This is a genomic window from Citrobacter sp. 21OH12SH02A-Citro, assembly GCF_027919895.1.
Classification (GTDB): domain Bacteria; phylum Pseudomonadota; class Gammaproteobacteria; order Enterobacterales; family Enterobacteriaceae; genus Citrobacter; species Citrobacter braakii.
This window is the reverse complement of record NZ_CP114801.1, coordinates 4,323,970-4,347,280: the sequence shown is the minus strand read 5'-3', so window position 1 is coordinate 4,347,280 and position 23,311 is coordinate 4,323,970. Positions and strand designations below refer to the sequence as shown.

23 protein-coding genes are annotated in these 23,311 nt (G+C 53.4%); 21 read left to right on the top strand and 2 right to left on the bottom strand.

Going from position 1 to position 23,311, the window contains the following annotated elements:
• The first annotated feature begins 293 nt into the window (after positions 1 to 293).
• The 5 genes from ytfQ (at position 294) to O6D90_RS20945 (ending at position 6,078) form a co-directional block, all read left to right on the top strand.
• On the top strand, positions 294 to 1,250 hold the full coding sequence (gene ytfQ, locus O6D90_RS20965) for a galactofuranose ABC transporter substrate-binding protein YtfQ (RefSeq protein WP_016155532.1): 957 nt from the start codon (positions 294 to 296) through the stop codon (positions 1,248 to 1,250).
• Positions 1,251 to 1,335: 85 nt separating this feature from the next.
• Positions 1,336 to 2,838, top strand: a complete 1,503-nt coding sequence (gene ytfR, locus O6D90_RS20960) for a galactofuranose ABC transporter, ATP-binding protein YtfR (protein WP_016155533.1) — start codon at positions 1,336 to 1,338, stop codon at positions 2,836 to 2,838.
• A 13-nt stretch (positions 2,839 to 2,851) separates the two neighbouring features.
• Positions 2,852 to 3,874 (top strand): galactofuranose ABC transporter, ATP-binding protein YtfT, encoded by a 1,023-nt coding sequence (gene ytfT / locus O6D90_RS20955; RefSeq protein WP_016155534.1) that lies wholly within the window; start codon positions 2,852 to 2,854, stop codon positions 3,872 to 3,874.
• The gene (yjfF, locus tag O6D90_RS20950; protein ID WP_016151457.1) at positions 3,861 to 4,862 is read left to right on the top strand and encodes a galactofuranose ABC transporter, permease protein YjfF; all 1,002 of its coding nucleotides are present in this window, start codon (positions 3,861 to 3,863) and stop codon (positions 4,860 to 4,862) included. Before ytfT ends, yjfF begins: the two co-directional genes overlap by 14 nt.
• Positions 4,863 to 4,965: 103 nt before the next feature.
• A complete protein-coding gene (locus O6D90_RS20945; RefSeq protein ID WP_016155535.1) occupies positions 4,966 to 6,078 on the top strand; it encodes a methyl-accepting chemotaxis protein in 1,113 nt (370 codons plus the stop codon).
• Positions 6,079 to 6,130: 52 nt separating this feature from the next.
• On the opposite strand, the gene fbp is transcribed toward O6D90_RS20945, so the two are convergent.
• Positions 6,131 to 7,129 (bottom strand): class 1 fructose-bisphosphatase, encoded by a 999-nt coding sequence (gene fbp / locus O6D90_RS20940; protein ID WP_016155536.1) that lies wholly within the window; start codon positions 7,127 to 7,129, stop codon positions 6,131 to 6,133.
• A 175-nt stretch (positions 7,130 to 7,304) separates the two neighbouring features.
• Between fbp and mpl the strand changes: the two genes are divergently transcribed.
• The 5 genes from mpl (at position 7,305) to O6D90_RS20915 (ending at position 13,071) form a co-directional block, all read left to right on the top strand.
• On the top strand, positions 7,305 to 8,681 hold the full coding sequence (gene mpl / locus O6D90_RS20935) for a UDP-N-acetylmuramate:L-alanyl-gamma-D-glutamyl-meso-diaminopimelate ligase (protein WP_016151460.1): 1,377 nt from the start codon (positions 7,305 to 7,307) through the stop codon (positions 8,679 to 8,681).
• Between the two features lie 286 nt (positions 8,682 to 8,967).
• Positions 8,968 to 9,720, top strand: coding sequence for a MurR/RpiR family transcriptional regulator (locus tag O6D90_RS20930; RefSeq protein WP_016151461.1), 753 nt, complete (start codon positions 8,968 to 8,970; stop codon positions 9,718 to 9,720).
• Positions 9,720 to 11,042, top strand: a complete 1,323-nt coding sequence (locus O6D90_RS20925) for a 6-phospho-beta-glucosidase (protein WP_016155537.1) — start codon at positions 9,720 to 9,722, stop codon at positions 11,040 to 11,042. The genes O6D90_RS20930 and O6D90_RS20925 overlap by 1 nt, the downstream gene beginning before the upstream one ends.
• A 16-nt stretch (positions 11,043 to 11,058) precedes the next feature.
• Positions 11,059 to 11,748 carry a 6-phosphogluconolactonase gene (locus tag O6D90_RS20920; protein WP_016155538.1) on the top strand — a complete coding sequence of 230 codons (690 nt, stop codon included), beginning with the start codon at positions 11,059 to 11,061 and terminating at the stop codon, positions 11,746 to 11,748.
• A 6-nt stretch (positions 11,749 to 11,754) separates the two neighbouring features.
• Positions 11,755 to 13,071 carry a PTS sugar transporter subunit IIC gene (locus O6D90_RS20915; protein ID WP_016155539.1) on the top strand — a complete coding sequence of 439 codons (1,317 nt, stop codon included), beginning with the start codon at positions 11,755 to 11,757 and terminating at the stop codon, positions 13,069 to 13,071.
• 63 nt (positions 13,072 to 13,134) lie between these two features.
• Here the strand turns inward: O6D90_RS20915 and yjgA are convergent, their stop codons facing one another.
• Positions 13,135 to 13,686: a ribosome biogenesis factor YjgA gene (gene yjgA / locus O6D90_RS20910; RefSeq protein ID WP_016151465.1), complete on the bottom strand. Its 552-nt coding sequence runs from the start codon at positions 13,684 to 13,686 to the stop codon at positions 13,135 to 13,137.
• A 95-nt stretch (positions 13,687 to 13,781) separates the two neighbouring features.
• On the opposite strand from yjgA, the gene pmbA reads away from it, so the two are divergent.
• From pmbA to O6D90_RS20855, 11 genes are all read left to right on the top strand, one after another.
• Entirely contained in the window at positions 13,782 to 15,134 is a 1,353-nt protein-coding gene (pmbA, locus tag O6D90_RS20905) for a metalloprotease PmbA (RefSeq protein WP_003830385.1), read from the top strand.
• Positions 15,135 to 15,181: 47 nt separating this feature from the next.
• Positions 15,182 to 15,568 carry a cytochrome b562 gene (gene cybC / locus O6D90_RS20900; protein ID WP_016155540.1) on the top strand — a complete coding sequence of 129 codons (387 nt, stop codon included), beginning with the start codon at positions 15,182 to 15,184 and terminating at the stop codon, positions 15,566 to 15,568.
• Between the two features lie 330 nt (positions 15,569 to 15,898).
• Positions 15,899 to 16,207: a PRD domain-containing protein gene (locus O6D90_RS20895; RefSeq protein ID WP_016151467.1), complete on the top strand. Its 309-nt coding sequence runs from the start codon at positions 15,899 to 15,901 to the stop codon at positions 16,205 to 16,207.
• Positions 16,208 to 16,217: 10 nt separating this feature from the next.
• Positions 16,218 to 16,580, top strand: coding sequence for an SFCGS family glycine-rich protein (locus O6D90_RS20890; RefSeq protein ID WP_003830384.1), 363 nt, complete (start codon positions 16,218 to 16,220; stop codon positions 16,578 to 16,580).
• A gap of 2 nt (positions 16,581 to 16,582) precedes the next feature.
• The gene (locus tag O6D90_RS20885; RefSeq protein WP_016151468.1) at positions 16,583 to 16,882 is read left to right on the top strand and encodes a DUF4312 family protein; all 300 of its coding nucleotides are present in this window, start codon (positions 16,583 to 16,585) and stop codon (positions 16,880 to 16,882) included.
• Positions 16,883 to 16,904: 22 nt separating this feature from the next.
• Positions 16,905 to 17,681, top strand: a complete 777-nt coding sequence (locus tag O6D90_RS20880) for a DUF4311 domain-containing protein (RefSeq protein ID WP_005134210.1) — start codon at positions 16,905 to 16,907, stop codon at positions 17,679 to 17,681.
• 11 nt (positions 17,682 to 17,692) lie between these two features.
• Entirely contained in the window at positions 17,693 to 18,337 is a 645-nt protein-coding gene (locus O6D90_RS20875; protein ID WP_003830379.1) for a DUF4310 family protein, read from the top strand.
• A 58-nt stretch (positions 18,338 to 18,395) separates the two neighbouring features.
• Positions 18,396 to 19,529, top strand: coding sequence for an amidohydrolase/deacetylase family metallohydrolase (locus tag O6D90_RS20870; RefSeq protein WP_016151469.1), 1,134 nt, complete (start codon positions 18,396 to 18,398; stop codon positions 19,527 to 19,529).
• Entirely contained in the window at positions 19,513 to 20,631 is a 1,119-nt protein-coding gene (locus tag O6D90_RS20865; RefSeq protein WP_016155541.1) for a DgaE family pyridoxal phosphate-dependent ammonia lyase, read from the top strand. The genes O6D90_RS20870 and O6D90_RS20865 overlap by 17 nt, the downstream gene beginning before the upstream one ends.
• On the top strand, positions 20,628 to 21,368 hold the full coding sequence (gene dagF / locus O6D90_RS20860; RefSeq protein ID WP_016151471.1) for a 2-dehydro-3-deoxy-phosphogluconate aldolase: 741 nt from the start codon (positions 20,628 to 20,630) through the stop codon (positions 21,366 to 21,368). Before O6D90_RS20865 ends, dagF begins: the two co-directional genes overlap by 4 nt.
• Positions 21,369 to 21,389: 21 nt before the next feature.
• On the top strand, positions 21,390 to 23,303 hold the full coding sequence (locus O6D90_RS20855) for a BglG family transcription antiterminator (protein ID WP_016155542.1): 1,914 nt from the start codon (positions 21,390 to 21,392) through the stop codon (positions 23,301 to 23,303).
• The last annotated feature ends 8 nt before the right edge of the window (positions 23,304 to 23,311 follow it).

The following is a 23,311-nucleotide window of genomic DNA, read 5'->3' as shown; positions in this document are numbered from 1 at the left end:
TAAGCTATGGCAAACAAGTGGCGGGTATTATAGCCAACTCGCGCTGAATGTCTCCGCTTGTTTTCGCTTTCTCTGCGCTCATTTTCTTCTTTTTACCCCTCTCTCGTGACAGAAAAATCCATATCTTCAGCCGCATTTTTCATAGCGGGATGAAAGCGATTACAAAGTTGTGATTAACGTTTTATTTACTTTTTTGAAGTGTGATGTAACGCAATTCGTTACATGCTCAATTGTCTATAGTTTTTTCGCGACGGTTTATTAACCAACAATAATCACCCTACGAGGACGCACTTATGTGGAAGCGCTTACTTTTAGTCACAGCAGTTTCGGCAGCCATGTCGTCTATGGCAATGGCAGCCCCTTTAACCGTAGGATTTTCGCAAGTTGGCTCTGAATCCGGCTGGCGCGCCGCAGAAACCAACGTTGCGAAAAGCGAGGCTGAAAAGCGTGGTATTACGCTGAAAATCGCTGACGGCCAGCAAAAGCAGGAAAACCAGATTAAAGCAGTTCGCTCATTTGTTGCGCAGGGCGTTGACGCCATCTTTATTGCGCCGGTCGTGGCAACGGGTTGGGAACCGGTTTTAAAAGAAGCTAAAGATGCCGACATTCCGGTCTTTTTGCTCGATCGTTCCATCGATGTAAAAGACAAATCTCTCTATATGACCACGGTCACCGCCGACAACGTGCTGGAAGGTAAATTGATCGGCGACTGGTTGATTAAACAGGTGAACGGCAAGCCGTGTAACGTCGTTGAGCTGCAAGGGACCGTCGGGGCCAGCGTGGCCATCGATCGTAAAAAAGGGTTTGCTGAAGCCATCGCCAGCGCACCAAACATTAAGATTATCCGCTCACAGTCCGGCGACTTCACCCGCAGTAAAGGGAAAGAAGTGATGGAGAGCTTTATCAAAGCGGAAAACAATGGCAAGAACATCTGCATGGTTTACGCCCATAACGATGACATGGTGATCGGGGCGATCCAGGCGATTAAAGAAGCGGGCCTGAAACCCGGCAAAGATATTCTGACCGGTTCCATCGACGGCGTACCGGATATCTACAAAGCAATGATTGACGGTGAAGCCAACGCCAGCGTCGAGCTGACGCCGAATATGGCAGGCCCGGCATTCGACGCGCTGGAGAAATTCAAAAAAGACGGCACGATGCCTGAAAAGCTGACCATTACCAAGTCGATCCTCTATCTGCCGGATACCGCGAAAGAAGAGTTAGAGAAGAAGAAAAACATGGGCTACTAGTTTTGCTGCCGGTCTTCCGTAGGCCTGATGGCGTTGCGCTTATCAGGCCTACGAAAAGGCCGTGATTTCGTACCGGAGGAATGCCATGACCACCGACCCCCATCAGGAAATCCTCCGCACCGAAGGATTAAGCAAATTCTTTCCCGGCGTCAAAGCGCTGGATAACGTGGATTTCAGCTTGCGTCGCGGTGAGATTATGGCGCTGCTGGGAGAAAACGGAGCCGGTAAATCGACGCTGATCAAAGCGCTGACCGGCGTTTACCATGCAGATCGCGGCACGATCTGGCTCGAAGGCCAGCCTATCTCCCCCAAAAATACCGCCCATGCCCAGCAGTTGGGGATCGGTACCGTGTATCAGGAAGTGAATCTGCTGCCCAATATGTCGGTAGCGGATAACTTGTTTATTGGCCGTGAACCGCGGCGTTTTGGCCTGCTGCTGCGCAAGCAGATGGAAAAACGCGCGACGGAGTTGATGGCGTCATACGGTTTTTCCCTCGACGTGCGCGAGCCGCTGAACCGCTTTTCCGTGGCGATGCAGCAGATCGTCGCCATCTGTCGGGCGATCGATCTCTCCGCGAAAGTGCTGATCCTCGATGAGCCCACCGCCAGTCTTGATACCCAGGAAGTAGAAATGCTGTTCGGCCTGATGCGGCATTTGCGCGATCGGGGCGTCAGTCTGATCTTCGTTACCCATTTCCTCGATCAGGTCTATCAGGTCAGCGATCGCATTACCGTCCTGCGTAACGGCGGCTTCGTTGGCTGCCGTGAAACCCGCGACCTGCCACAGATCGAACTGGTCAAAATGATGCTGGGTCGCGAACTGGATACCCATGCGCTACAGCGTGCGGGCCGTACGTTGCTGAGTGATAAACCAGTGGCGGCCTTTAGCGACTTTGGCAAGAAAGGCACCATTGCGCCGTTTGATCTACAGGTGCGCCCTGGTGAGATCGTCGGTCTCGCAGGACTGCTGGGATCCGGGCGAACGGAAACGGCGGAGGTGATCTTCGGTATTAAACCCGCCGACAGCGGCAGTGCGCTGATCAAAGGCAAAGCGCAGACCTTGCGATCGCCGCATCAGGCTTCGTGTCTGGGGATCGGCTTCTGTCCGGAGGATCGCAAAACGGATGGCATTATCGCCGCCGCCTCGGTGCGGGAAAACATCATTCTGGCATTACAGGCGCAGCGTGGCTGGCTGCGGCCTATTCCGCGGAAAGAACAAAATGAGATTGCCGAGCGTTTTATCCGCCAGCTCGGAATTCGCACCCCCAACGCTGAACAGCCGATCGAATTCCTCTCCGGCGGCAATCAGCAAAAAGTATTGCTCTCGCGCTGGTTACTGACCAAACCGCAGTTCCTGATCCTCGATGAACCTACGCGTGGGATCGACGTCGGCGCGCATGCCGAGATCATCCGCCTGATCGAAACGCTGTGCGCGGATGGTCTGGCGCTGCTGGTGATTTCATCCGAACTGGAAGAGTTAGTGGGCTATGCCGATCGGGTCATTATTATGCGCGATCGCAAACAGGTGGCCGAGATCCCGCTGGCTGAACTGTCCGTACCGGCGATCATGAACGCCATTGCGGCCTAAGGAGACTATGGTGATGCCTCAATCTCTCCCTCAATCCACTCCGCCGCAACGGCGATTCCGCTGGCCAAAGGGCATGCCACAACTGGTGGCGCTACTGCTGGTGTTGCTGGTGGATAGCCTGGTCGCGCCACACTTTTATCAGGTGATTTTGCAAGATGGTCGGCTGTTCGGTAGCCCGATTGATATTCTCAACCGTGCCGCCCCCGTGGCGCTGTTAGCGATTGGCATGACGCTGGTGATTGCCACCGGCGGCATCGACCTTTCCGTGGGCGCCGTCATGGCCATTGCCGGTGCCACCACCGCGGCGATGACGGTGGCCGGGCACAGTTTGCCGGTGGTGCTGCTTGCCGCCTTAGGCTCCGGCATTCTGGCAGGGTTATGGAACGGGATTCTGGTGGCAATCCTCAAGATCCAACCGTTCGTTGCCACGCTAATCCTGATGGTGGCCGGGCGCGGAGTGGCGCAGCTTATCACCTCCGGGCAGATCGTCACCTTCAACTCGCCCGAACTGTCGTGGTTTGGCAGCGGCTCGCTCTTACTGTTCCCCACGCCAGTGATCATTGCACTGTTAACGCTGGTGGTGTTCTGGCTACTGACGCGTAAAACGGCGCTGGGGATGTTTATTGAAGCGGTAGGCATCAACATTCGTGCGGCAAAAAACGCCGGGGTGAACACGCGCATTATCGTGATGCTCACCTATGTGCTGAGCGGTCTGTGTGCGGCTATCGCCGGCATTATCGTCACGGCGGATATCCGCGGGGCAGATGCCAATAACGCCGGATTGTGGCTGGAACTGGATGCCATCCTGGCGGTAGTCATCGGCGGCGGCTCGCTGATGGGCGGGCGCTTTAATCTGCTGCTGTCGGTGGTCGGGGCATTGATTATTCAGGGCATGAACACCGGGATTTTACTGTCGGGCTTCCCGCCAGAACTAAATCAAGTGGTCAAAGCCGTGGTGGTGTTGTGTGTGCTGGTCGTGCAATCACAACGCTTTATCAGCCTGATAAAAGGAGTGCGTGGTCATGATAAAACGTAATTTACCGCTGATGATCACCCTCGGCGTGTTTGTGCTGGGTTACCTCTACTGCCTGACACAATTTCCGGCTTTTGCTTCAACCAGAGTTATCTGCAATATCCTGACCGATAACGCTTTTCTGGGCATCATCGCCGTGGGCATGACCTTCGTGATTCTCTCTGGCGGGATCGACCTGTCCGTTGGCTCGGTGATCGCGTTTACCGGCGTATTTCTGGCGAAGGCCATTGGCTACTGGGGTATATCTCCGCTGCTGGCGTTTCCCCTGATTCTGCTGATGGGCTGTGCGTTTGGCGCGTTTATGGGGTTACTGATTGATGCGCTGAAGATCCCGGCATTCATTATTACCCTGGCAGGAATGTTCTTCCTGCGCGGTGTCAGCTATCTGGTGTCTGAAGAGTCGATCCCAATTAACCATCCGGTTTATGACATGCTCTCAAGCCTGGCATGGAAAATTCCCGGCGGCGGCCGCCTGAGTGCAATGGGATTGCTGATGCTGGCGGTAGTCGTCATTGGCATATTCCTGGCGCACCGTACGCGCTTTGGTAATCAGGTTTACGCGATTGGCGGCAACGCCACCTCTGCCAACTTGATGGGGATCTCAACCCGCAGCACGACCATCCGTATCTATATGCTGTCGACCGGGCTTGCGACGCTTGCTGGCATTGTCTTTTCAATTTACACCCAGGCGGGTTATGCGCTGGCGGGCGTCGGCGTTGAGCTGGATGCGATTGCCTCAGTCGTGATTGGCGGAACCCTGTTGAGCGGCGGGGTCGGTACGGTGTTAGGAACGTTGTTTGGTGTCGCCATTCAGGGGTTGATCCAGACCTACATTAATTTTGATGGCACATTAAGTTCCTGGTGGACGAAGATCGCGATTGGCATTTTATTGTTTATTTTTATTGCCTTACAGCGCGGTCTGACGGTACTTTGGGAAAATCGTCAAAGCTCGCCAGTAACCAGAGTGGGGACGGCGGCAACACCAAAGTAACATCCTGATTTTTCACTAAACATTTAAATACCTAAACTTTTTCCGGTTGTAGTCGATAGGTTCTGTACAGGTCTGTTTTAACCCTACAACCGGAAATATAACGATGCCAAAATCCCTTTCAATTCGATCAAGTTTGTTGGTGTTATTGTCTCTGCTGACGTTCCTTCTGTTGCTGACCGGCGGTATGGGGCTGTATGCCTCTACCCGTATCATTACTTCGTTGATTTACCACGGTATTATGAGTGCCTCGATGTTGGCTGCCCTCGCATTGCTGGCGGTGATTTGGTTCATGCTGCGAAATAAGTTTCTCAAGCCGCTGGATAATATGGTTGAGCAACTGGAACGCCTGGCGACGGGGGATTTGTCGCCGGTTACCGCGCTGTCGGCCAGCGCCGAATTCAACCGTCTGAACGCGGCAATGGATGAAATGCGCCATGCGTTGGGCGACTCGGTACAGCGTGTCCGCGATGCCAGTTTACAAATTGATATTGGTAGCCGTGAGCTGACGGCCGGGAACCAGCATCTGGCGCAACGTACTGAATCGACAGCCACTTCGCTGGAGCAGACCGCCGCCAGTATGGAAGAACTCACGGCGACCGTGAAACAGAATGCGCAGAACGCGGAACAGGCACACCAGTTGGCAAAATCGGTGTCGGATACCGCCGATCGCGGCAGTGAGATGGTGTGCTATGTGATTGAGAAAATGCGCGATATTTCCGGCAGTTCCAGCCGAATCGCCGACATCCTCAGCGTAATCGACGGTATTGCTTTCCAGACCAATATCCTGGCGCTCAATGCTTCTGTTGAAGCGGCACGTGCCGGTGAGCAAGGGCGGGGCTTTGCGGTCGTTGCGGGTGAAGTGCGTAATCTGGCCAGCCGCAGCGCCGAGGCGGCAAAAGAGATCCGCACGTTAATCAGCGATTCACACACCCACGTGGGAGAAGGCAGCGAGCTGGCGCAGCAGGCGGGCGAAACCATGGATGAGATTGCCAATGAAGTGATGCGCATGACCAAACTGATGCGTGAAATTGCCAGCGCGTCGCAGGAACAGAGTCGCGGTATTGAGCAGGTGAATATCGCGGTGATTCAGATGGATGAAACGGCGCAGCAAAATGCGGCGCTGGTACAGCAATCTTCAGCGGCTACCCGCTCGCTGGAAGAGCAGTCACATGCGCTGCTCGAAGCAATGGCGGCGTTTAAAGTACAAACGGCGTAGGGGATAAATTTGCCGGATGATGGCGTTAACACGTCTCATCCGGCAAAGCGTATTACGCGTCCGGGAATTCGCGGATAAAGCGTTCTACATCTTCAACCATATGGTCGTTACCTACGAAGAAGGAGCGACGCTGGTGCAGGCTTTCCGGGGTGATATCCAGAATGCGTTCTTTACCATCGCTCGCTTTGCCGCCCGCCTGCTCGGCCAGGAAGGCCATCGGATTGCATTCGTACAGCAGACGCAGCTTCCCTTGCGGGTGGCTAGCGGTGCTTGGGTACAGGTAGATCCCGCCTTTGAGCAGATTACGATGGAAATCCGCAACCAGAGAGCCAATGTAGCGCGAGGTGTACGGGCGCTGAGTTGACTTATCTTCTTCCTGGCAGAATTTAATGTACTTCTTCACGCCGTTCGGGAATTTAATGTAGTTGCCTTCGTTAATGGAGTACGTGCTGCCTTTCGCCGGGAAGCGCATACGTTCCTGGCTGAGGCAGAATACGCCCAGAGAAGGATCGTAGGTGAAGGCGTGTACGCCACAGCCGGTGGTATACACCAGCATGGTGGAAGAACCATAAACAACGTAGCCCGCAGCAACCTGCTTGTTGCCTGGTTGCAGGAAATCCTCTTCCGTGACCGGCGTGCCGACTGGGGTTACGCGGCGATAAATAGAGAAAATCGTACCGACAGAGACGTTAACATCGATGTTGGATGAGCCATCCAGAGGATCCATCAGCACAACATATTTTGCGTGTTCACAGCCTTCAAAGACGACGATTTCATCTTCTTCTTCCGAGGCAATGCCCGCCACAATGTCGCGCGCCTTCAGTGCAGCTTTCAGTTTTTCGTTCGCGAACAGATCGAGTTTTTGCTGAACCTCTCCCTGCACGTTCTCAGCACCGCTGGCACCCAGGATATCGACCAGACCGGCCTTGTTGATATCGCGGTGGATGATCTTGGCGCCCAGCTTTATTGCCGACAACAAAGCAGTGAGTTCACCGGTAGCATGAGAAAACTCGTGCTGCTTTTCGACAATAAATTCACCTAACGTTTTCATAACACTTTCCCTGCAATTTATGTGGAGTAAAGCGACCGCAACAATATTAACAAATATTTCCATTGTCGCGCTTAGGTGAATCGCGCCAGCAAACTACGGAATATCCTGAAATGCGTTTCTCACTTGCCGGACATGTGCGTAAAATGGCCCCCAGATTAAAAAAGGATAGTGACGTATGCGCATTCATATTTTGGGAATTTGTGGCACTTTCATGGGCGGTCTGGCGATGCTGGCGCGCTCACTCGGTCATGAAGTAACCGGTTCGGACGCCAATGTGTATCCGCCGATGAGTACCTTACTTGAGAAGCAAGGCATTGATCTGATTCAGGGTTACGATGCCAGCCAGCTCGATCCGCAGCCGGACCTGGTGATCATTGGCAATGCCATGACCCGGGGTAATCCGTGTGTGGAAGCGGTGCTGGAAAAGAACATTCCGTACATGTCCGGCCCGCAGTGGCTGCATGACTTTGTGCTGCGCGATCGTTGGGTACTGGCGGTTGCGGGGACGCACGGCAAAACCACCACCGCCGGAATGGCGACTTGGATCCTCGAAGCCTGCGGCTATAAGCCTGGCTTTGTGATCGGCGGCGTACCGGGTAACTTTGAGGTTTCCGCGCGCCTGGGTGAGAGCGACTTCTTCGTGATTGAAGCGGATGAGTACGATTGCGCCTTCTTCGATAAGCGTTCTAAATTCGTACATTACTGCCCGCGTACGCTGATCCTCAACAACCTTGAGTTCGATCACGCGGATATTTTTGACGATCTGAAAGCGATCCAGAAACAGTTCCACCACCTGGTGCGTATCGTGCCGGGCCAGGGACGCATTATCTACCCGGAAAACGACATCAATCTGAAACAGACGATGGCGATGGGCTGCTGGAGCGAACAAGAGCTGGTTGGTGAACAAGGTCACTGGCAGGCGAAAAAGCTGACCACTGATGCATCCGAATGGGAAGTGTGGCTGGACGGTGAAAATGTTGGCGTGGTGAAGTGGGGCCTGGTAGGCGAGCACAACATGCACAACGGTCTGATGGCGATTGCTGCCGCGCGCCATGTTGGCGTCGTGCCTGCGGATGCAGCCAATGCGCTGGGCTCGTTCATCAACGCCCGTCGCCGTCTTGAGCTGCGCGGCGAAGCCAATGGCGTGACGGTGTATGACGATTTCGCCCATCACCCAACGGCCATTCTGGCAACGCTTGCGGCGCTGCGCGGTAAAGTGGGGGGCACGGCGCGCATCATCGCGGTGCTGGAACCACGCTCGAACACCATGAAAATGGGCCTGTGCAAAGATGACCTGGCGCCGTCGTTAGGGCGTGCGGACGAAGTGTTCCTGCTGCAACCCCCGCATATTCCGTGGCAGGTAGCAGAAGTCGCTGAAGCCTGCGTTCAGCCTGCGCACTGGAGCGGCGATGTGGATGCACTGGCAGATATGGTGGTGAAAACTGCACAGCCTGGCGATCACATCCTGGTGATGAGTAACGGCGGGTTTGGTGGCATCCATCAAAAACTGCTGGATGGCCTGGCGAAGAAAGCCCAGGCAGAAGAAGAGTAAAAAATGCCCGGTGGCGCTATGCTTACCGGGCCTACGATCCGTTGTGGGCCGGATAAGGTGTTTACACCGTTATCCGGCACTTTCTCAGGAGCACGATCTCCGTTGCCATCCGGCCTTCTGGTTACGCCATACTTCTCAACGGAATGGGAAGCCTCCATATGGAAATTTATAACTCAGATCGCAGAAATTAATTTCTAAATCATAAAATCTATTTCCGCTTTTCCCTTGCTAATATCCCCTCGAGAGCCAATGTGGCGTAAGTGCCACATAATAAAAGGTGCGCTCCATGCGAAAAAATTTAACCAATAACGAACTGCGAGTTTATAAATTCTGTCAGGAGAACCCTGCTGATGTTTATAAAATGAAAATTCATGAACTGGCAGATCGCGTTTATACTACCGCGCCATCTATTTCTAAGTTGGTAAAGAAATTAGGCTTTAATAATTTCCAGGAGTTTAAGGTCAACATTCGGGACGTATTCTCCAGATCGCAAAACTCGCAGCACCATAACGCGTTTGTTAGCGAATATATACAAGAAATGCAGGATGCTTTAACCAGAGTGTCTGAGAATAAAGTCAAAGTCTTTTGTGATTTTTTGTCCGACTGCAATACGATTATCACCTGGGGATACGGTACATCAGATAGCGTGGCGAACTATGTTAGCTATAATTTGATGGTGCTGGGCTTTAATATCCTCAATGAAACCGACTACACCAACTGTAATGTCCGCAGCCGCTTTCTGACCGCTAACGATTGTATGCTGATTGTTTCCAACAGCGGTGAGTCAGAAATGCTGGAAGAGATAATTTTTAATGCCAGAAAAAACGGCATCAAGGTGGCCGCGATTACCAGCCGGGAAAACTCTACGCTGGCGCTTAAGGCCGATGCGGTCTTGATCTACAAAAACGCCATTATTAAAGATACTGCTTTCGAAAATATAAGCTATCCGATCCAGATAGCCATCGTAGATATTATGCTTTTCCATTTATCCAATGTCAGAAAAGTGTCGTTGAAATTTAATTCAAAAGTAGAAGACTAATGAAAAAACTAAAACTCGTGGTGATTGGTGCGGGTAGCAGCTATACGCCAGAACTGATTGAAGGGGTAATTAAAAACTACCACCAGCTTCCCATCTCTCACATCGCTTTTGTCGACGTTGAAATGGGTAAAGAGAAAATGAACATCATTTTCGACCTCACCAAAAGAATGCTTGCCAAAGCAAATTTACCAATTGATGTCATCCAAACTTTTGACCGCAAAACAGCGCTGCTGGGTGCCGACTTCGTGGTGACTCAACTGCGCGTCGGTGGTATCGATGCCCGAATCGTTGATGAAAAACTGCCGAAGTCATACGGTTTTATTGGCCAGGAAACCAACGGTGCGGGCGGGATGTTCAAAGCTCTGCGCACCATTCCGGTCATCATTGAAATAGCGAATGAAATGAAGGCGATTTGTCCAAACGCCTGGCTGATTAACTTCACCAATCCAGCTTCCATGGTGACAGAAGCGGTACTCAAATACAGCCACAACAATCGGGTCATCGGCCTGTGCAATGGTCCTGTCAATATGACCCATCAGGTGGCCGGGCTGCTGAATGCTAACGTAGAGGATTTATACGTCGAGTTCAAAGGCTCTAATCATATGAACTTTATTACCAAAATTCTGCATAACGGCGTCGACCGTACCCGCGAAACCATCGAGATAATCAACGCCGCCGACGTCGATGCACTGAGCTTTAAAAACATCAGCAATGAGCAGTTTAATAAAGAGCTGCTGGCCGCCACCAATCTGATCCCCTCTTCCTATTTAAAATACTACCTCAAGACGACTGAAATGCTGGCCGAGCAGGAAGCAGCCGAGCAATCACGGGGTGAGATCGTCAAAAATATCGAAGCCGAACTGTTTAAAAAATACAGCGACGTTACGCTTCAGGATAAGCCTAAAGAGCTGGAAGCCCGCGGCGGTGCGCTTTATTCCACCGCCGCGCTGAACGTTATTCGCGCTATTTACCTCGACGATAAGAGCATTCAAACCGTCAACGTTCGTAACGGTGGTGCTATCACTAATTTACCGGAAGAGGCGGTAGTTGAAGTGAACTGTGTGCTTACCCGTAATGGTCCGATTCCAATTTGTACTGGCGAGATCCCATCTCCTGCGAAAGGGATTGTTTCCATGATGAAAGACTATGAATCGCAGATCGTTAAAGCCGCCGCCACCGGCGATTATCAAGCGCTTATTTCTGGCTTTATTTTCAACCCATTATGCTCAAGCGATACTTCGGGCGTGGCGTTAGTCAAAGAGATGCTGCTGGCCAATAAAAAGTATCTTCCTTTATTCGCCAAAAAGATTGAATCACTTTAATAGCGAGAAGAAACGGATGAAATGTACAACGTTTGATACCAATGCCGCGCTGGCTGAACAGGTCGTTAGTGAGCTATCCGCGCTCAAACCACATTCTCGCGTGCTGATCCCCTCCGGTAGCACGCCTCACTGGATTTACGAAGCACTGGCAGCGACACCGTTTGCCGAACGCCTTACCTTCTTTGCGCTGGATGAGTGGGTCAACGTGCCCAGCGAATCAGATGGCAGTTGCCTAAACATGATTAATCAGGACTTTGTGCACAAATGTGCCTATCCGGTGCGGTTAGTCCATTTCAATCCGTTTGCCTCTACGGCACAAAATATTGCCCATTACCAAACCGCGCTCAACGGTGAAGAGTTTGACTATGTAATTCTGGGCGTGGGAATGAACGGGCATATCGGCTTAAACGAGCCGGGCGTGCCGTTTGATGAGGATTATCTACAAACTCAACTGGATGACGTAACAATTAACGTCGCCAGCCATAAATACTTCTCCGGAGATGTCACCCTCACCGAGGGTATTACCGTCGGGCTGAATAAAATCATCAAGGCTGGAAAGGTGATTGTCATCATCAACCACGATACGAAAAAAGATATTTATCAGGAGATTGTTAACGGCGATGCGCACCACACTCAGGTTCCTGCCATCTATATCAAGCAGTTCCCGCAGGTTAATTATTACGTGACAAAAAACCTTATAGGGTAAGCGGGCATGAGCATAACCTCTCTACTCGAACAAAAGATGTTGCCACTGGCCGAGAAAATCTCGTCAAACATCTACCTGACCGCACTAAAAAATGCGTTTATTGCCCTAATTCCCTTTTTGATTGTCGGTTCATTTTTCGTATTGTTAACCAACTTTCCTGTTAACGGCTATCACGAGTTTATGAGTTCGCTGTTAGGGGAAGGCGTGCTGGATAAGCTCAATTACGGGATTAACGCCAGCTACGGATTAATGACGCTGCTGGTGATTATCACCTTCTCAAAGGAGTTAGTTGAAAAGCTTAATCTCAGCCAAAGTTCCGCTATTTTACCGGTGGCGATCTTCTTCTTAATGTCGCCTGGTCATATTACGACAGGATCGGGAGAAATCGTCGCCGATGCTTACGCGTTGCTCGACTTTAGCTCTGAATCGATGTTCTTAGGGATTATCGTTACTGTGGTCACCATCAAGGTGGTTCAGTTTCTGGAAAACAGGGCTTTTACCATCAAGATGCCTGCGAGTGTCCCGCCAGAGATTGCCAGGTCGTTTAAATCGCTGGTACCTATCTTCTTAGTGCTACTGTTCTGGATTATCGTCAAGGTGCTGTTTGAGAACACGCCTTTTGGTACGCCGGGGAAATTTATCAGCGTCATGCTGCAACAGCCGTTGCTGTATCTGGGGAATTCCCTCTTATCGCAACTGATTGCTGAGATGATGATCAGTTTCTTCTGGTTCTTTGGGATCCATGGCGACTCTATCATGACATCCGTAATGGGGCCTATCTGGCAAACGCTCAGTGCGCAGAACCTGGCGCAAACTCAGGCCGGGCTGGTAGCGACCAACATCATTACTCAGCAGTTCAGGGATGTCTATTTGATTGCCGGCGGTACGGGTTTTACCGGGGCACTGTTGATTAGCATCTTTATGGTTGCCAAAAGTACGCGATTAAAGCAGCTCTCACGGCTGGCGGCACCGGCGGCAATTTTTAACATTAATGAGCCGGTTATTTTTGGTTTGCCAATCGTGCTTAATCCGCTGATGCTTATCCCGTTTATCATTACCCCAATGGTGCTGTGTACGGTTACTTATGTGGTTATCGCATTCGGCTGGGTTCCCCCCACCTCTGGTATCTCCATTCCCTGGACAACGCCGATCTTTATTTCTGGTTTCCTCACCACCGGGATTTCAGGCATTGTTTTACAGGCCGTGAATCTGGTTATCGCCACCGCGATTTATACACCGTTCGTGAAGATTTTAGATAAGCAGTATCTGCATGAAGAGAGTCAGTCAGAGAACGCTATGGGCGAAATGCAGCCCCAGCAGTAAGAGCACAGAATCCAGGCCGGATGAAGTATTTACATCATCCGGCACTTTCTGCAGACGAAGAGGTTAGATTTCGTTTTCCGCCAGTTCACGCAGATACTGGAAAATCTGACGTGCTGATTTCGGCGGCTTGTTGCCTTCTTGCTCTTTCTTCGCATTGCGAACCAGAGAACGAAGCTGCTGGCGATCGGCGTTTGGCCACAGGTTCAGCACTTCCGCTACCGCATCATCACCTTCGGCGATCAGGCGATCGCGCAGTTGCTCAAGCTTGTGAAACAGTACAACCTGTTGGTTGTGACGGTTTTTCAGCTTGTCCAGCGCCTGACGGATAGGATCAACATCGCGCTGGCGCAACATTTTGCCAATCAGCTGCAGCTGGCGGCGGCGACCTTCCATCTTAATACGCTGGGCCAACTCAATCGCGGCACGTAAATCCGCGTCGAGCGGGATTTTATCCAGCGCGTTTTTCCCCAGTTTTACCAGTTCCACACCCAGGTGTTTTAACTCCTCGGCGTCACGTTTTATTTCACTTTTACTAACCCAGATAATTTCATCGTCTTCGTCTTCGATGTCATCACCGGGAACGTCGTCGAGCCAGTCTTCGGGCTGCTTAGTCATGTCAGGCTCCTTAAAAAAAGAGGCTAATGTTACCAGTTAAGATGCGCACTGAAAAACGGTTCTCTGTTAGACTTCAGAGAAACTCTCTCTACATTATGGCATTTGCGATGAAAGTAATCTCACAAGTTGAAGCGCAGCGTAAGATTCTGGAAGAAGCGGTCTCGACGGCACTGGAATTAGCGTCAGGTAAGTCGGATGGCGCGGAAGTCGCTGTGAGCAAGACCACGGGTATTAGCGTCAGCACCCGTTATGGTGAAGTGGAGAACGTAGAATTCAATAGCGATGGCGCGCTGGGGATTACGGTTTATCACCAAAATCGTAAGGGCAGCGCATCGTCCACCGATTTAAGCCCGCAGGCGATTGCACGTACCGTGCAGGCCGCGCTGGATATTGCACGTTACACCTCACCGGACCCGTGCGCGGGCGTGGCAGATAAAGAACTGCTGGCCTTTGATGCGCCCGATTTGGATCTGTTCCACCCGGCGGAAGTTTCCCCTGACGAAGCTATCGAACTGGCAGCCCGCGCTGAACAGGCGGCGCTGCAGGCCGATAAGCGTATCACCAATACCGAGGGTGGCAGTTTTAACAGCCACTATGGCATCAAAGTGTTTGGTAACAGTCACGGGATGCTGCAGGGCTACTGTTCCACGCGTCACTCTCTTTCCAGCTGCGTCATCGCGGAAGAAAATGGCGATATGGAGCGTGATTACGCCTACACCATTGGCCGGGCGATGGGCGATCTGCAAACGCCGGAATGGGTGGGGGCAGACTGTGCTCGCCGCACCTTATCTCGCCTCTCTCCGCGTAAACTTTCCACCATGAAAGCACCGGTGATTTTTGCCAACGAAGTGGCGACTGGGCTGTTCGGACATCTGGTCGGCGCGATTGCCGGTGGTTCGGTGTACCGTAAATCCACCTTCCTGCTCGACTCGCTGGGCAAACAAATTCTGCCGGAATGGCTGACTATTGAAGAACATCCGCACCTGCTGAAAGGGCTGGCATCGTCGCCGTTCGACAGCGAAGGCGTTCGGACCGAACGCCGTGACATTATTAAAGACGGTGTGCTGACCCAATGGCTGCTGACCAACTATTCCGCACGTAAGCTGGGACTGAAGAGCACCGGTCATGCGGGCGGGATCCACAACTGGCGAATTCCGGGACAGGGTCTAAGCTTCGAGCAGTTGCTCAAAGAGATGGGCACAGGTCTTGTGGTTACCGAGCTGATGGGGCAGGGCGTTAGCGGCATTACCGGCGATTACTCGCGCGGCGCGGCGGGTTTTTGGGTCGAAAACGGCGAAATTCAGTATCCGGTGAGTGAAATTACCATCGCCGGGAACTTAAAAGAGATGTGGCGCAATATTGTGACCGTAGGCAACGATATTGAAACGCGCAGTAATATTCAGTGTGGTTCGGTATTGTTACCGGAGATGAAAATCGCCGGGCAATGATACTCGTTAAGGCGTTAATTTTTTAATAATAAAAAAGGAAGTGAGCAATGCGTAAACACCTGTTAGCGATCGTCGCGGCTTCAACGCTGGTACTTGGTTCTTCTGCGTTTGCAGCCGATCTCGAAGATGACATGGGGATCCTCAACGACAACCTGAAGATCGTCGAAAAAACGGACAATGCGACTGAACTGAAAGACGCGTTGACCAAAATGCGTGCAGCCGCGCTGGATGCTCAAAAGGGAACGCCACCGAAGCTGGAGAGCAAATCCCCGGACAGTGCGGAGATGAAAGATTTCCGCCACGGCTTTGACACGCTGATCGGTCAGATTGACGGCGCGCTTAAACTGGCGAACGAAGGTAAAGTCAAAGAGGCGAAAGCCGTTGCGGAAGACCTGAAAAAAACGCGCAACGAAAACCACAAGAAGTTCCGCTAATCTACTCTATCCGGCCTGCATAACCGTAGGCCGGATAAGACGCTGCGCCCCTGCATCCCATAAGTAAACGCTATCCCCATCACATTTTTTCATTTTTATCGTCCATTCATTGTTCGCATTTCCTTCCATTTTGCTGCTCACTCTTGCGATCTCAATCACATTCTTCCAGTGATTAATCGTGGTCCCGGCCCTTTTTGCGGCACAGATCACTATCGCTGCGCCCCTTTCCACTTCGAAGTGGAAAACAACTCGCTACAAACTTTTAACCCCCACCGCTAAGTTAACCTCAGAGCCACTAGTGGGGTAAGACGAGTGAATAACGGAGCTGTAATGAATGACATGGGGGAATCGGTGGAACTGGCCGACCGCATGCTGGCGCAGGTGTATGCCTTGCTGCGTGAACGCCACATTATTCCCAACGCTGTACAGGAACAGATGCTGACGTCGCATGTTCGCGCCATGGCGCACCGCTCGGTAACGGGTGAACCCTTACCAGAAGTCGATGCCAGCTTGTTTGATGAAATTTCTGCCGAATCAATGGCGCTTGCCCGTGACGTGGTCGCTGAGTTTGGCAATCTTCCTGAGGAAGAGGCCTGGCTGCTGTCGGTGCACTTCGAAGTCGCGAAAGACAACCTTTAAGGAGCAAAAGATGGAACAGATTACCGTAGTGATTGGCGATCGTCTGGGTAAAGGCCAGAAAGTGGCGGCAGGCGTTGAGAAAGCGGGCGGCCGTGCGGTTGTGGTGCCGGGCGTTGCGGCAGATATGAAGCTGGGTGACGTGATGAAAGCGGAAAACGCCACCTTTGGCATCTCGTTTTGCGGCAGTGGCGGCGCGGGTGCGATTACCGCGCAGACCAAATACGGCTACAAGGCGAAATACGGCATGCGCTCGGTTGATGAAGGGGTCACGGCCATCAACGAAGGTTGCAACGTGCTGGGGTTCGGTTTTATGGACAAAGAAGAACTCGGTGAGCGCCTGGTACAGGCGTGGCAAAAGAAACACGGCGCTTAAGCATGAAAGAACAATTCACCACCACGGTGAGAGTCACTGGCAAGGGCGAGGCCAAAGCGCGCGCCTTTGCCGATGCCCTGAACCACGTTCAGGCAGCGGTGATGAAAGCGTCGCCGCATATCTTACTGCGTATTGAGCCACAGGATGTGCAGGTTGTTCAAGCGCGTGAATCGGTGCGCAAAGAGGCATTTTTATTCCTCTTTTTGCGCCGGGAAAGACGCACCTTCAGCGTGGAGCTGGACGTGACCGTCAACGTGACTGCCATCAATCTCGACAAGGTGGATTTCGTTACGCAACGCTGATTCTTTATTAAAAGGCATAATTATGTTCCTGATAATATTAATAAAATCGCTCATCATCGGCGGCCTGGTTGGCGTCGGTGTCGGCGCTGGGGCTGCACGCATGTTTCATGCGCCTACCACTCAAGGGATGGGCGCGTTTCGTACTCTGGGAGAACTGAATTCCTGCGAAGGGGATCCGGCTTCTCACTTCTCGTTCGGCCTGGGCTTCTTCTTTAACGCCTGGGCTTCCTCCGTTGCGGCGGGGGCGTTCACTCAGGACGTCGACCATCGCATCATCCCCAACTGGGGCGCTGCTGCGCTGATGGTTAAAAACCGCAACGTCGGTGAAACGCTGCACGATCCCAAGCGCATGGCGATTGCCTGCGGCGTTATCGGGATGATCGTCGTGACCTTCCTGAACCTCACGGCGTCATCCGTACCGGAAGCGTTGCAGGTGACCGCCGTCAAGGTGCTGGTGCCTGCGGCTAACCTGCTGGTTAACACCGTGATGCCGGTGATCTTCTGGCTGGCGGCGATCGATGCCGGTAAAAAATCAGGCTTTTGGGCCACCGTCTTTGGCGGCGCGGCGCAGCTGATTATGGGCAACGCCGTTCCGGGTCTGGTCCTTGGCATTCTGATCGGTAAAGGCGTGGAAGAGAGCGGCTGGAACCACGTCACTAAAGTGATGATGGTGGCTATCGTCGCGCTGTTTGTCCTGAGCGGCTTCTTCCGCGGCTTCGACATGAAGATGATCGAATCCTTCCATCTGACCGTGCCTAACTGGCTCGAACTGATCCACAACTCGCTCAGCGGCAAATAACGGAGGCCATCATGGAACAGAATAAAGGTTTTTGGTTCGCTGACTGGTCGTTCCCGATCTTCGTTGGCCTGCTCTCCTCTGGCGTATTTGCCGGAACGCACATGTACTACCTGTACGGTATTGGCGCATTTAACGAAGTCGCTTTTGTGGCGATGCTGAAGGCGGGAATGGACACCGGCTCCTACGGGGCGGTGGCGGCATTTGGTGCAAGCTTCCTGTTTGCCCGCATCATTGAAGGTTCGCTGGTGGGGATTCTGGATATTGGCGGGGCGATTCAGACCGGGGTCGGGTTAGGTGTTCCGGCGCTGCTGTTGGGCGCAGGTATTATCTTCCCGGTTGCCAACTTCGCAGCGTCGCTGGTCACCGGTCTGGTGATTGGTCTGGCGATTGGCTACATCATTATTCTGGCGCGTAAGTTCACCATCAATCAGAGCGACTCGACCTACGGTGCGGATGTCATGATGGGGGCCGGTAACGCCTCCGGCCGCTTCCTCGGACCATTGATTATCCTCAGCGCGATGACGGCGTCTATCCCTATCGGCATCGGTTCACTGGCGGGCGCGCTGCTGTTTTACCTGTGGCAGAAACCGATCACCGGCGGGGCGATCCTTGGGGCGATGATCCTCGGGTCCATCTTCCCGATTGCCATTAGCTAACTGTTGATTTGTAGGCCGGATGAGGCGGTTGCGCCGCCATCCGGCAAAGGAGAGAGCGATGTTTGATTTACTCCTGCGCCGTGCGCGCCTCGTTGACGATACGGTGAGCGATATTGCGCTCAAAGACGGCAAAATTGCGGCGTTGGGCGACGTTGATGGCCCGGCGCTGAAAACCATCGAACTGGGCGGCGAGTACTACGTCAGCGCAGGTTGGATTGATTCCCACGTTCACTGCTACCCGAAATCCCCGATTTATCACGACCAGCCGGACAGCGTCGGTATAGCTACCGGCGTTACCACGGTGGTGGATGCGGGCAGTACCGGGGCGGATGATATCGATGATTTTTATACCCTGACCCGGGAAGCGGCCACCGAAGTGTATGCGCTGCTGAATATCTCCCGCGTTGGGCTTATCGCCCAGAACGAGCTGGCTAATATGGCCAACATTGACGCCGATGCGGTGCGACAGGCGGTGAAGCGCCATCCTGATTTTATCGTCGGCCTGAAGGCGCGCATGAGCAGCAGCGTGGTCGGTGAAAACGGCATTACGCCGCTGGAGCGCGCCAAAGCGATGCAAGCGCAGAACGGCGACCTGCCGCTGATGGTGCACATCGGCAACAATCCGCCGGATCTGGATGAGATCGCCGAACGCCTGACCGCGGGCGACATCATTACCCACTGCTACAACGGTAAGCCGAATCGCATTCTGACGCCGCAAGGCGAGCTGCGGGCGTCAGTGACGCGGGCGATTTCACGCGGTGTGCGTCTGGACGTTGGGCATGGCACCGCCAGCCTGAGCTTTGCGGTGGCAAAACGCGCTATCGGTCTGGGCATTTTGCCGCACACCATCAGCTCCGATATTTATTGTCGCAACCGTATCAGCGGCCCGGTGTATTCCCTGGCGAATGTGATGTCGAAATTTCTCGCCATTGGGATGTCGCTCCCGCAGGTCATTGAGTGCGTTACTGCCAATGCCGCCGATGGTCTGCGCCTGAAACAGAAAGGGCGGCTGCAGGTTGGTCTGGATGCCGATTTAACCCTCTTTACGCTTAAGCGCCAGCCAACTGTGCTGGTAGATGCAGAAAACGACAGCCTGCAGGCTGAACAACTGCTGGTGCCGCTTGCCGCAATACGTGCGGGCAAGGGCTATATGACCGAACAAGGGAGCGCGGAACATGCCTTCGATTTTTGAGAAATACAATTTAAAACAGGTGATTAACACCTCAGGCCGCATGACGGCGCTCGGCGTTTCTACGCCACGACCAGAAGTGGTTGAGGCCGCAATGGCGGGGATGAATCAATATTTTGAGATGAAAGACCTGGTCAATAAGACCGGTGACTACATTGCGAAATTGCTGGAGGTGGAAGGGGCAACCGTCGTCTCCTGCGCTTCGGCCGGAATCGCCCTGTCAGTGGCTGGAGTGCTGGTTAAGGACAGCGACTGGCTGCTGGAGAACCTGCACGTCGCGCCGATCGAGAACAACGAAATCGTGCTGCCCAAAGGCCACAACGTCAACTTTGGCGCTCCGGTTGGCACCATGGTGGCGCTCGGCGGCGGCAAGCTAGTGGAAGCGGGTTATGCCAACGAATGTTCCGCCGCTCAGCTGGCGGCGGCCATTACGCCACGCACGGCGGCCATTCTGTATATCAAATCTCACCACTGCGTCCAGAAAAGTATGCTCAGCGTGGAACAGGCTGCGGTGGTGGCGCGTACGCATAATCTGCCGCTAATCGTGGATGCGGCAGCGGAAGAGGATTTGCAGTGCTACTACCGGGTTGGTGCGGATCTGGTGATTTATAGCGGTGCGAAGGCGATTGAAGGGCCAACCAGCGGCCTGGTGATTGGCAAAACCCAATACGTTGAGTGGGTGAAGCGCCAGACCGCGGGGATTGGCCGGGCGATGAAGGTGGGTAAAGAGGGAATTCTTGGCCTGACCTGCGCCATCGAACTGTATCTGAACGCGCAGAAAGAGAGCGGCGCGGAGATGGTCGAGAAAATGACGCCGTTCATTAATGCGTTAAACCAGCTTCACGGCGTAAGCGCCCGCGTGGTGTGGGACAGCGCAGGGCGCGACATCGCGCGCACGGAAATTAAGTTTGACGAAGCGGCAACTGGCATCGCCACAGGTGAACTGGTCGACGCGCTCAAGCAGGGAGAGTACGCGATTTACTTCCGTGGTTACAAAGCTAACGAAGGCATTATCGAAGCCGATGTGCGCAGCGTGGATCGCGCGCAACTGGAGATTGTGGCCCGTCGAATTGGTGAAGTGATTTCGCAGGAGAAAAAAGCATGAAACTGACCCCTAACTTTTATCGCGACCGCGTCTGCCTGAACGTGCTGGCGGGCTCCAAAGAAAATGCCCGGGATATTTACGCGGCGGCGGAAGGACACGTGCTGGTCGGTGTGTTGTCAAAAAATTACCCGGATGTCGCAAGCGCGGTCGCGGATATGCGTGAATACGCAGCGCTTATCGACAATGCCCTCTCCGTGGGGCTGGGGGCGGGCGATCCAAACCAGTCGGCGATGGTCAGTGAAATCTCCCGTCAGGTGCAGCCACAGCATGTTAATCAGGTCTTTACCGGCGTGGCGACCAGCCGCGCGCTGCTGGGTCAGCAGGAGACGGTGGTCAACGGTCTGGTCTCGCCAACTGGCACACCGGGCAGGGTGAAAATCTCCACCGGTCCGCTGAGCAGCCAGACGCCGGACGGCATTGTGCCGGTAGAAACCGCGATTGCATTGCTCAAAGACATGGGGGGGAGCTCGATTAAATACTTCCCAATGGGCGGCCTGAAGTGCCGTGAAGAGTACATTGCAGTCGCCCAGGCCTGCGCCCGTCATGACTTCTGGCTGGAGCCAACTGGCGGTATCGATCTGGATAATTTCACTGAAATTTTGCAGATCGCCCTGGATGCCGGAGTGAGCAAAATCATTCCTCACATCTATAGTTCGATTATTGATAAGGTGAGTGGTAACACCCGCCCGGACGACGTGCGCCAGCTGATGGCGATGACCCGGGCCTGCGTAGGCTAACTGACTGATGAGGAAACTGACGTGCGATTCCCCAACCAACGTTTAGCGCAGCTGTTTGGCATGCTGCAAAACGAAGCGCTTCCACAGGACGAGCTGGCGCAGCGGTTGTCGGTTTCCACACGCACCGTACGGGCGGATATCACTGCGCTAAACGCGCTGCTCACCCAGTACGGCGCGCAGTTTGTCCTCAGCCGGGGTAACGGTTATCAACTCAAAATTGACGACCCGGCACGTTATCATTCCCTGCAAACGCAGCGACCCGACGCGTTGCTGCGCATCCCTCGCACCAGCCAGGAGCGGGTGCACTGGCTGGTGGTTCGTTTTCTGACGTCGGCCTTTTCGCTGAAGCTAGAGGATTTGGCTGATGAATGGTTTATCAGCCGCGCGACGCTGCAAAACGATATGGCTGAGGTGCGCGAGCATCTGCAACGTTATCATCTGACGTTGGAAACGCGCCCCCGTCACGGTATGAAACTGTTTGGCAGCGAGATGGCGATCCGCGCCTGTTTGACCGATCTGCTATGGACGCTGGCGCAGCAGGATCCACAGCACCCGCTAGTGACGCAAGAGGCACTAAATGCCGGGATCCCTGAACAGCTACAACCTGTTTTGCAGGATATTTTTGCCCGTTTTCACATTCGCCTGACCGATGAGGGTGAGCTGTTTTTGCGGTTGTACTGTGCGGTGGCGGTACGGCGGATTAGCGAAGGGTATCCCCTCCCGGAATTTGCCGCAGAAGAAGCCGAGCAATCGGTGTGCCTGGCCACGCGGGAAATCGCAGCGGTATTGCACCGACTGGCGGATAAACCGCTTACCGTTTCCGAAGAGAACTGGCTGCAGGTGCATATCGCCGCCCGCCAGGTACAAGAGATCGCCCCCAGCGCCATCAATGCGGATGATGACGAAGCGCTGGTCAATTACATCCTGCGGTTTATCAACAGCCAGTACAACTACAACCTGTTGAATGACAAACAGTTACATGCTGACCTGCTGACGCATATTAAGACGATGATCACCCGGGTGCGTTACCAGATAATGATCCCCAATCCGCTACTGGAAAATATTAAACAGCACTACCCGATGGCGTGGGACATGACGCTGGCCGCCGTCTCGGGATGGGGAAAATATACGCCGTACACCATCAGTGAAAATGAGATTGGCTTCCTTGTGCTGCATATTGGCGTCGGGCTGGAGCGTAGTTACAACATCGGTTACCAGAGGCAGCCGAAAGTTCTGCTGGTATGCGATGCTGGGAATGCGATGGTGCGGATGATTGAGGCGGTGCTGGCGCGTAAGTATCCGCAGATAGAAATCGTCGATACTGTGACGCTACGCGACTACGAACAGCGGGAAAGCATCAGCGAAGATTTCGTCATCTCTACCGCGCGGGTTGGTGAAAAAGATAAGCCTGTGGTGATGATTGCACCGTTCCCTACCGATTATCAACTGGAGCAAATTGGCAAACTGGTGCTGGTCGACAGAACCCGTCCGTGGATGTTGAACAAATTCTTCGATGCTGCCCATTTTCGTGTGATCGACGAGCCAATGGATCAACAAACGTTGTTCAACGTTTTATGTCGCCAGTTGCAGGATGAAGGCTTTGTCGATGCGGAGTTTCTTGATTCGGTGGTTGAACGTGAGGCCATCGTCAGCACCATGCTGGGTGACAGCATTGCCCTGCCGCACGCCCTCGGTCTGCTGGCAAAGAAAACGGTGGTCTACACCATCCTCGCCCCGCGGGGTATCGCCTGGGGGGATGAAACGGCGCATGTGATCTTCCTGCTCGCCATCAGCAAAAGCGAATACGAAGAAGCGATGGCGATCTACGATATTTTCGTCACCTTCCTGCGCGAGCGCGCGATGACGCGGCTCTGCGCGTGCCGGAATTTCAGCGAGTTCAAAACGGTTGCAATGGAGTGTGTGAGCCGTTTTTAACGACGCTG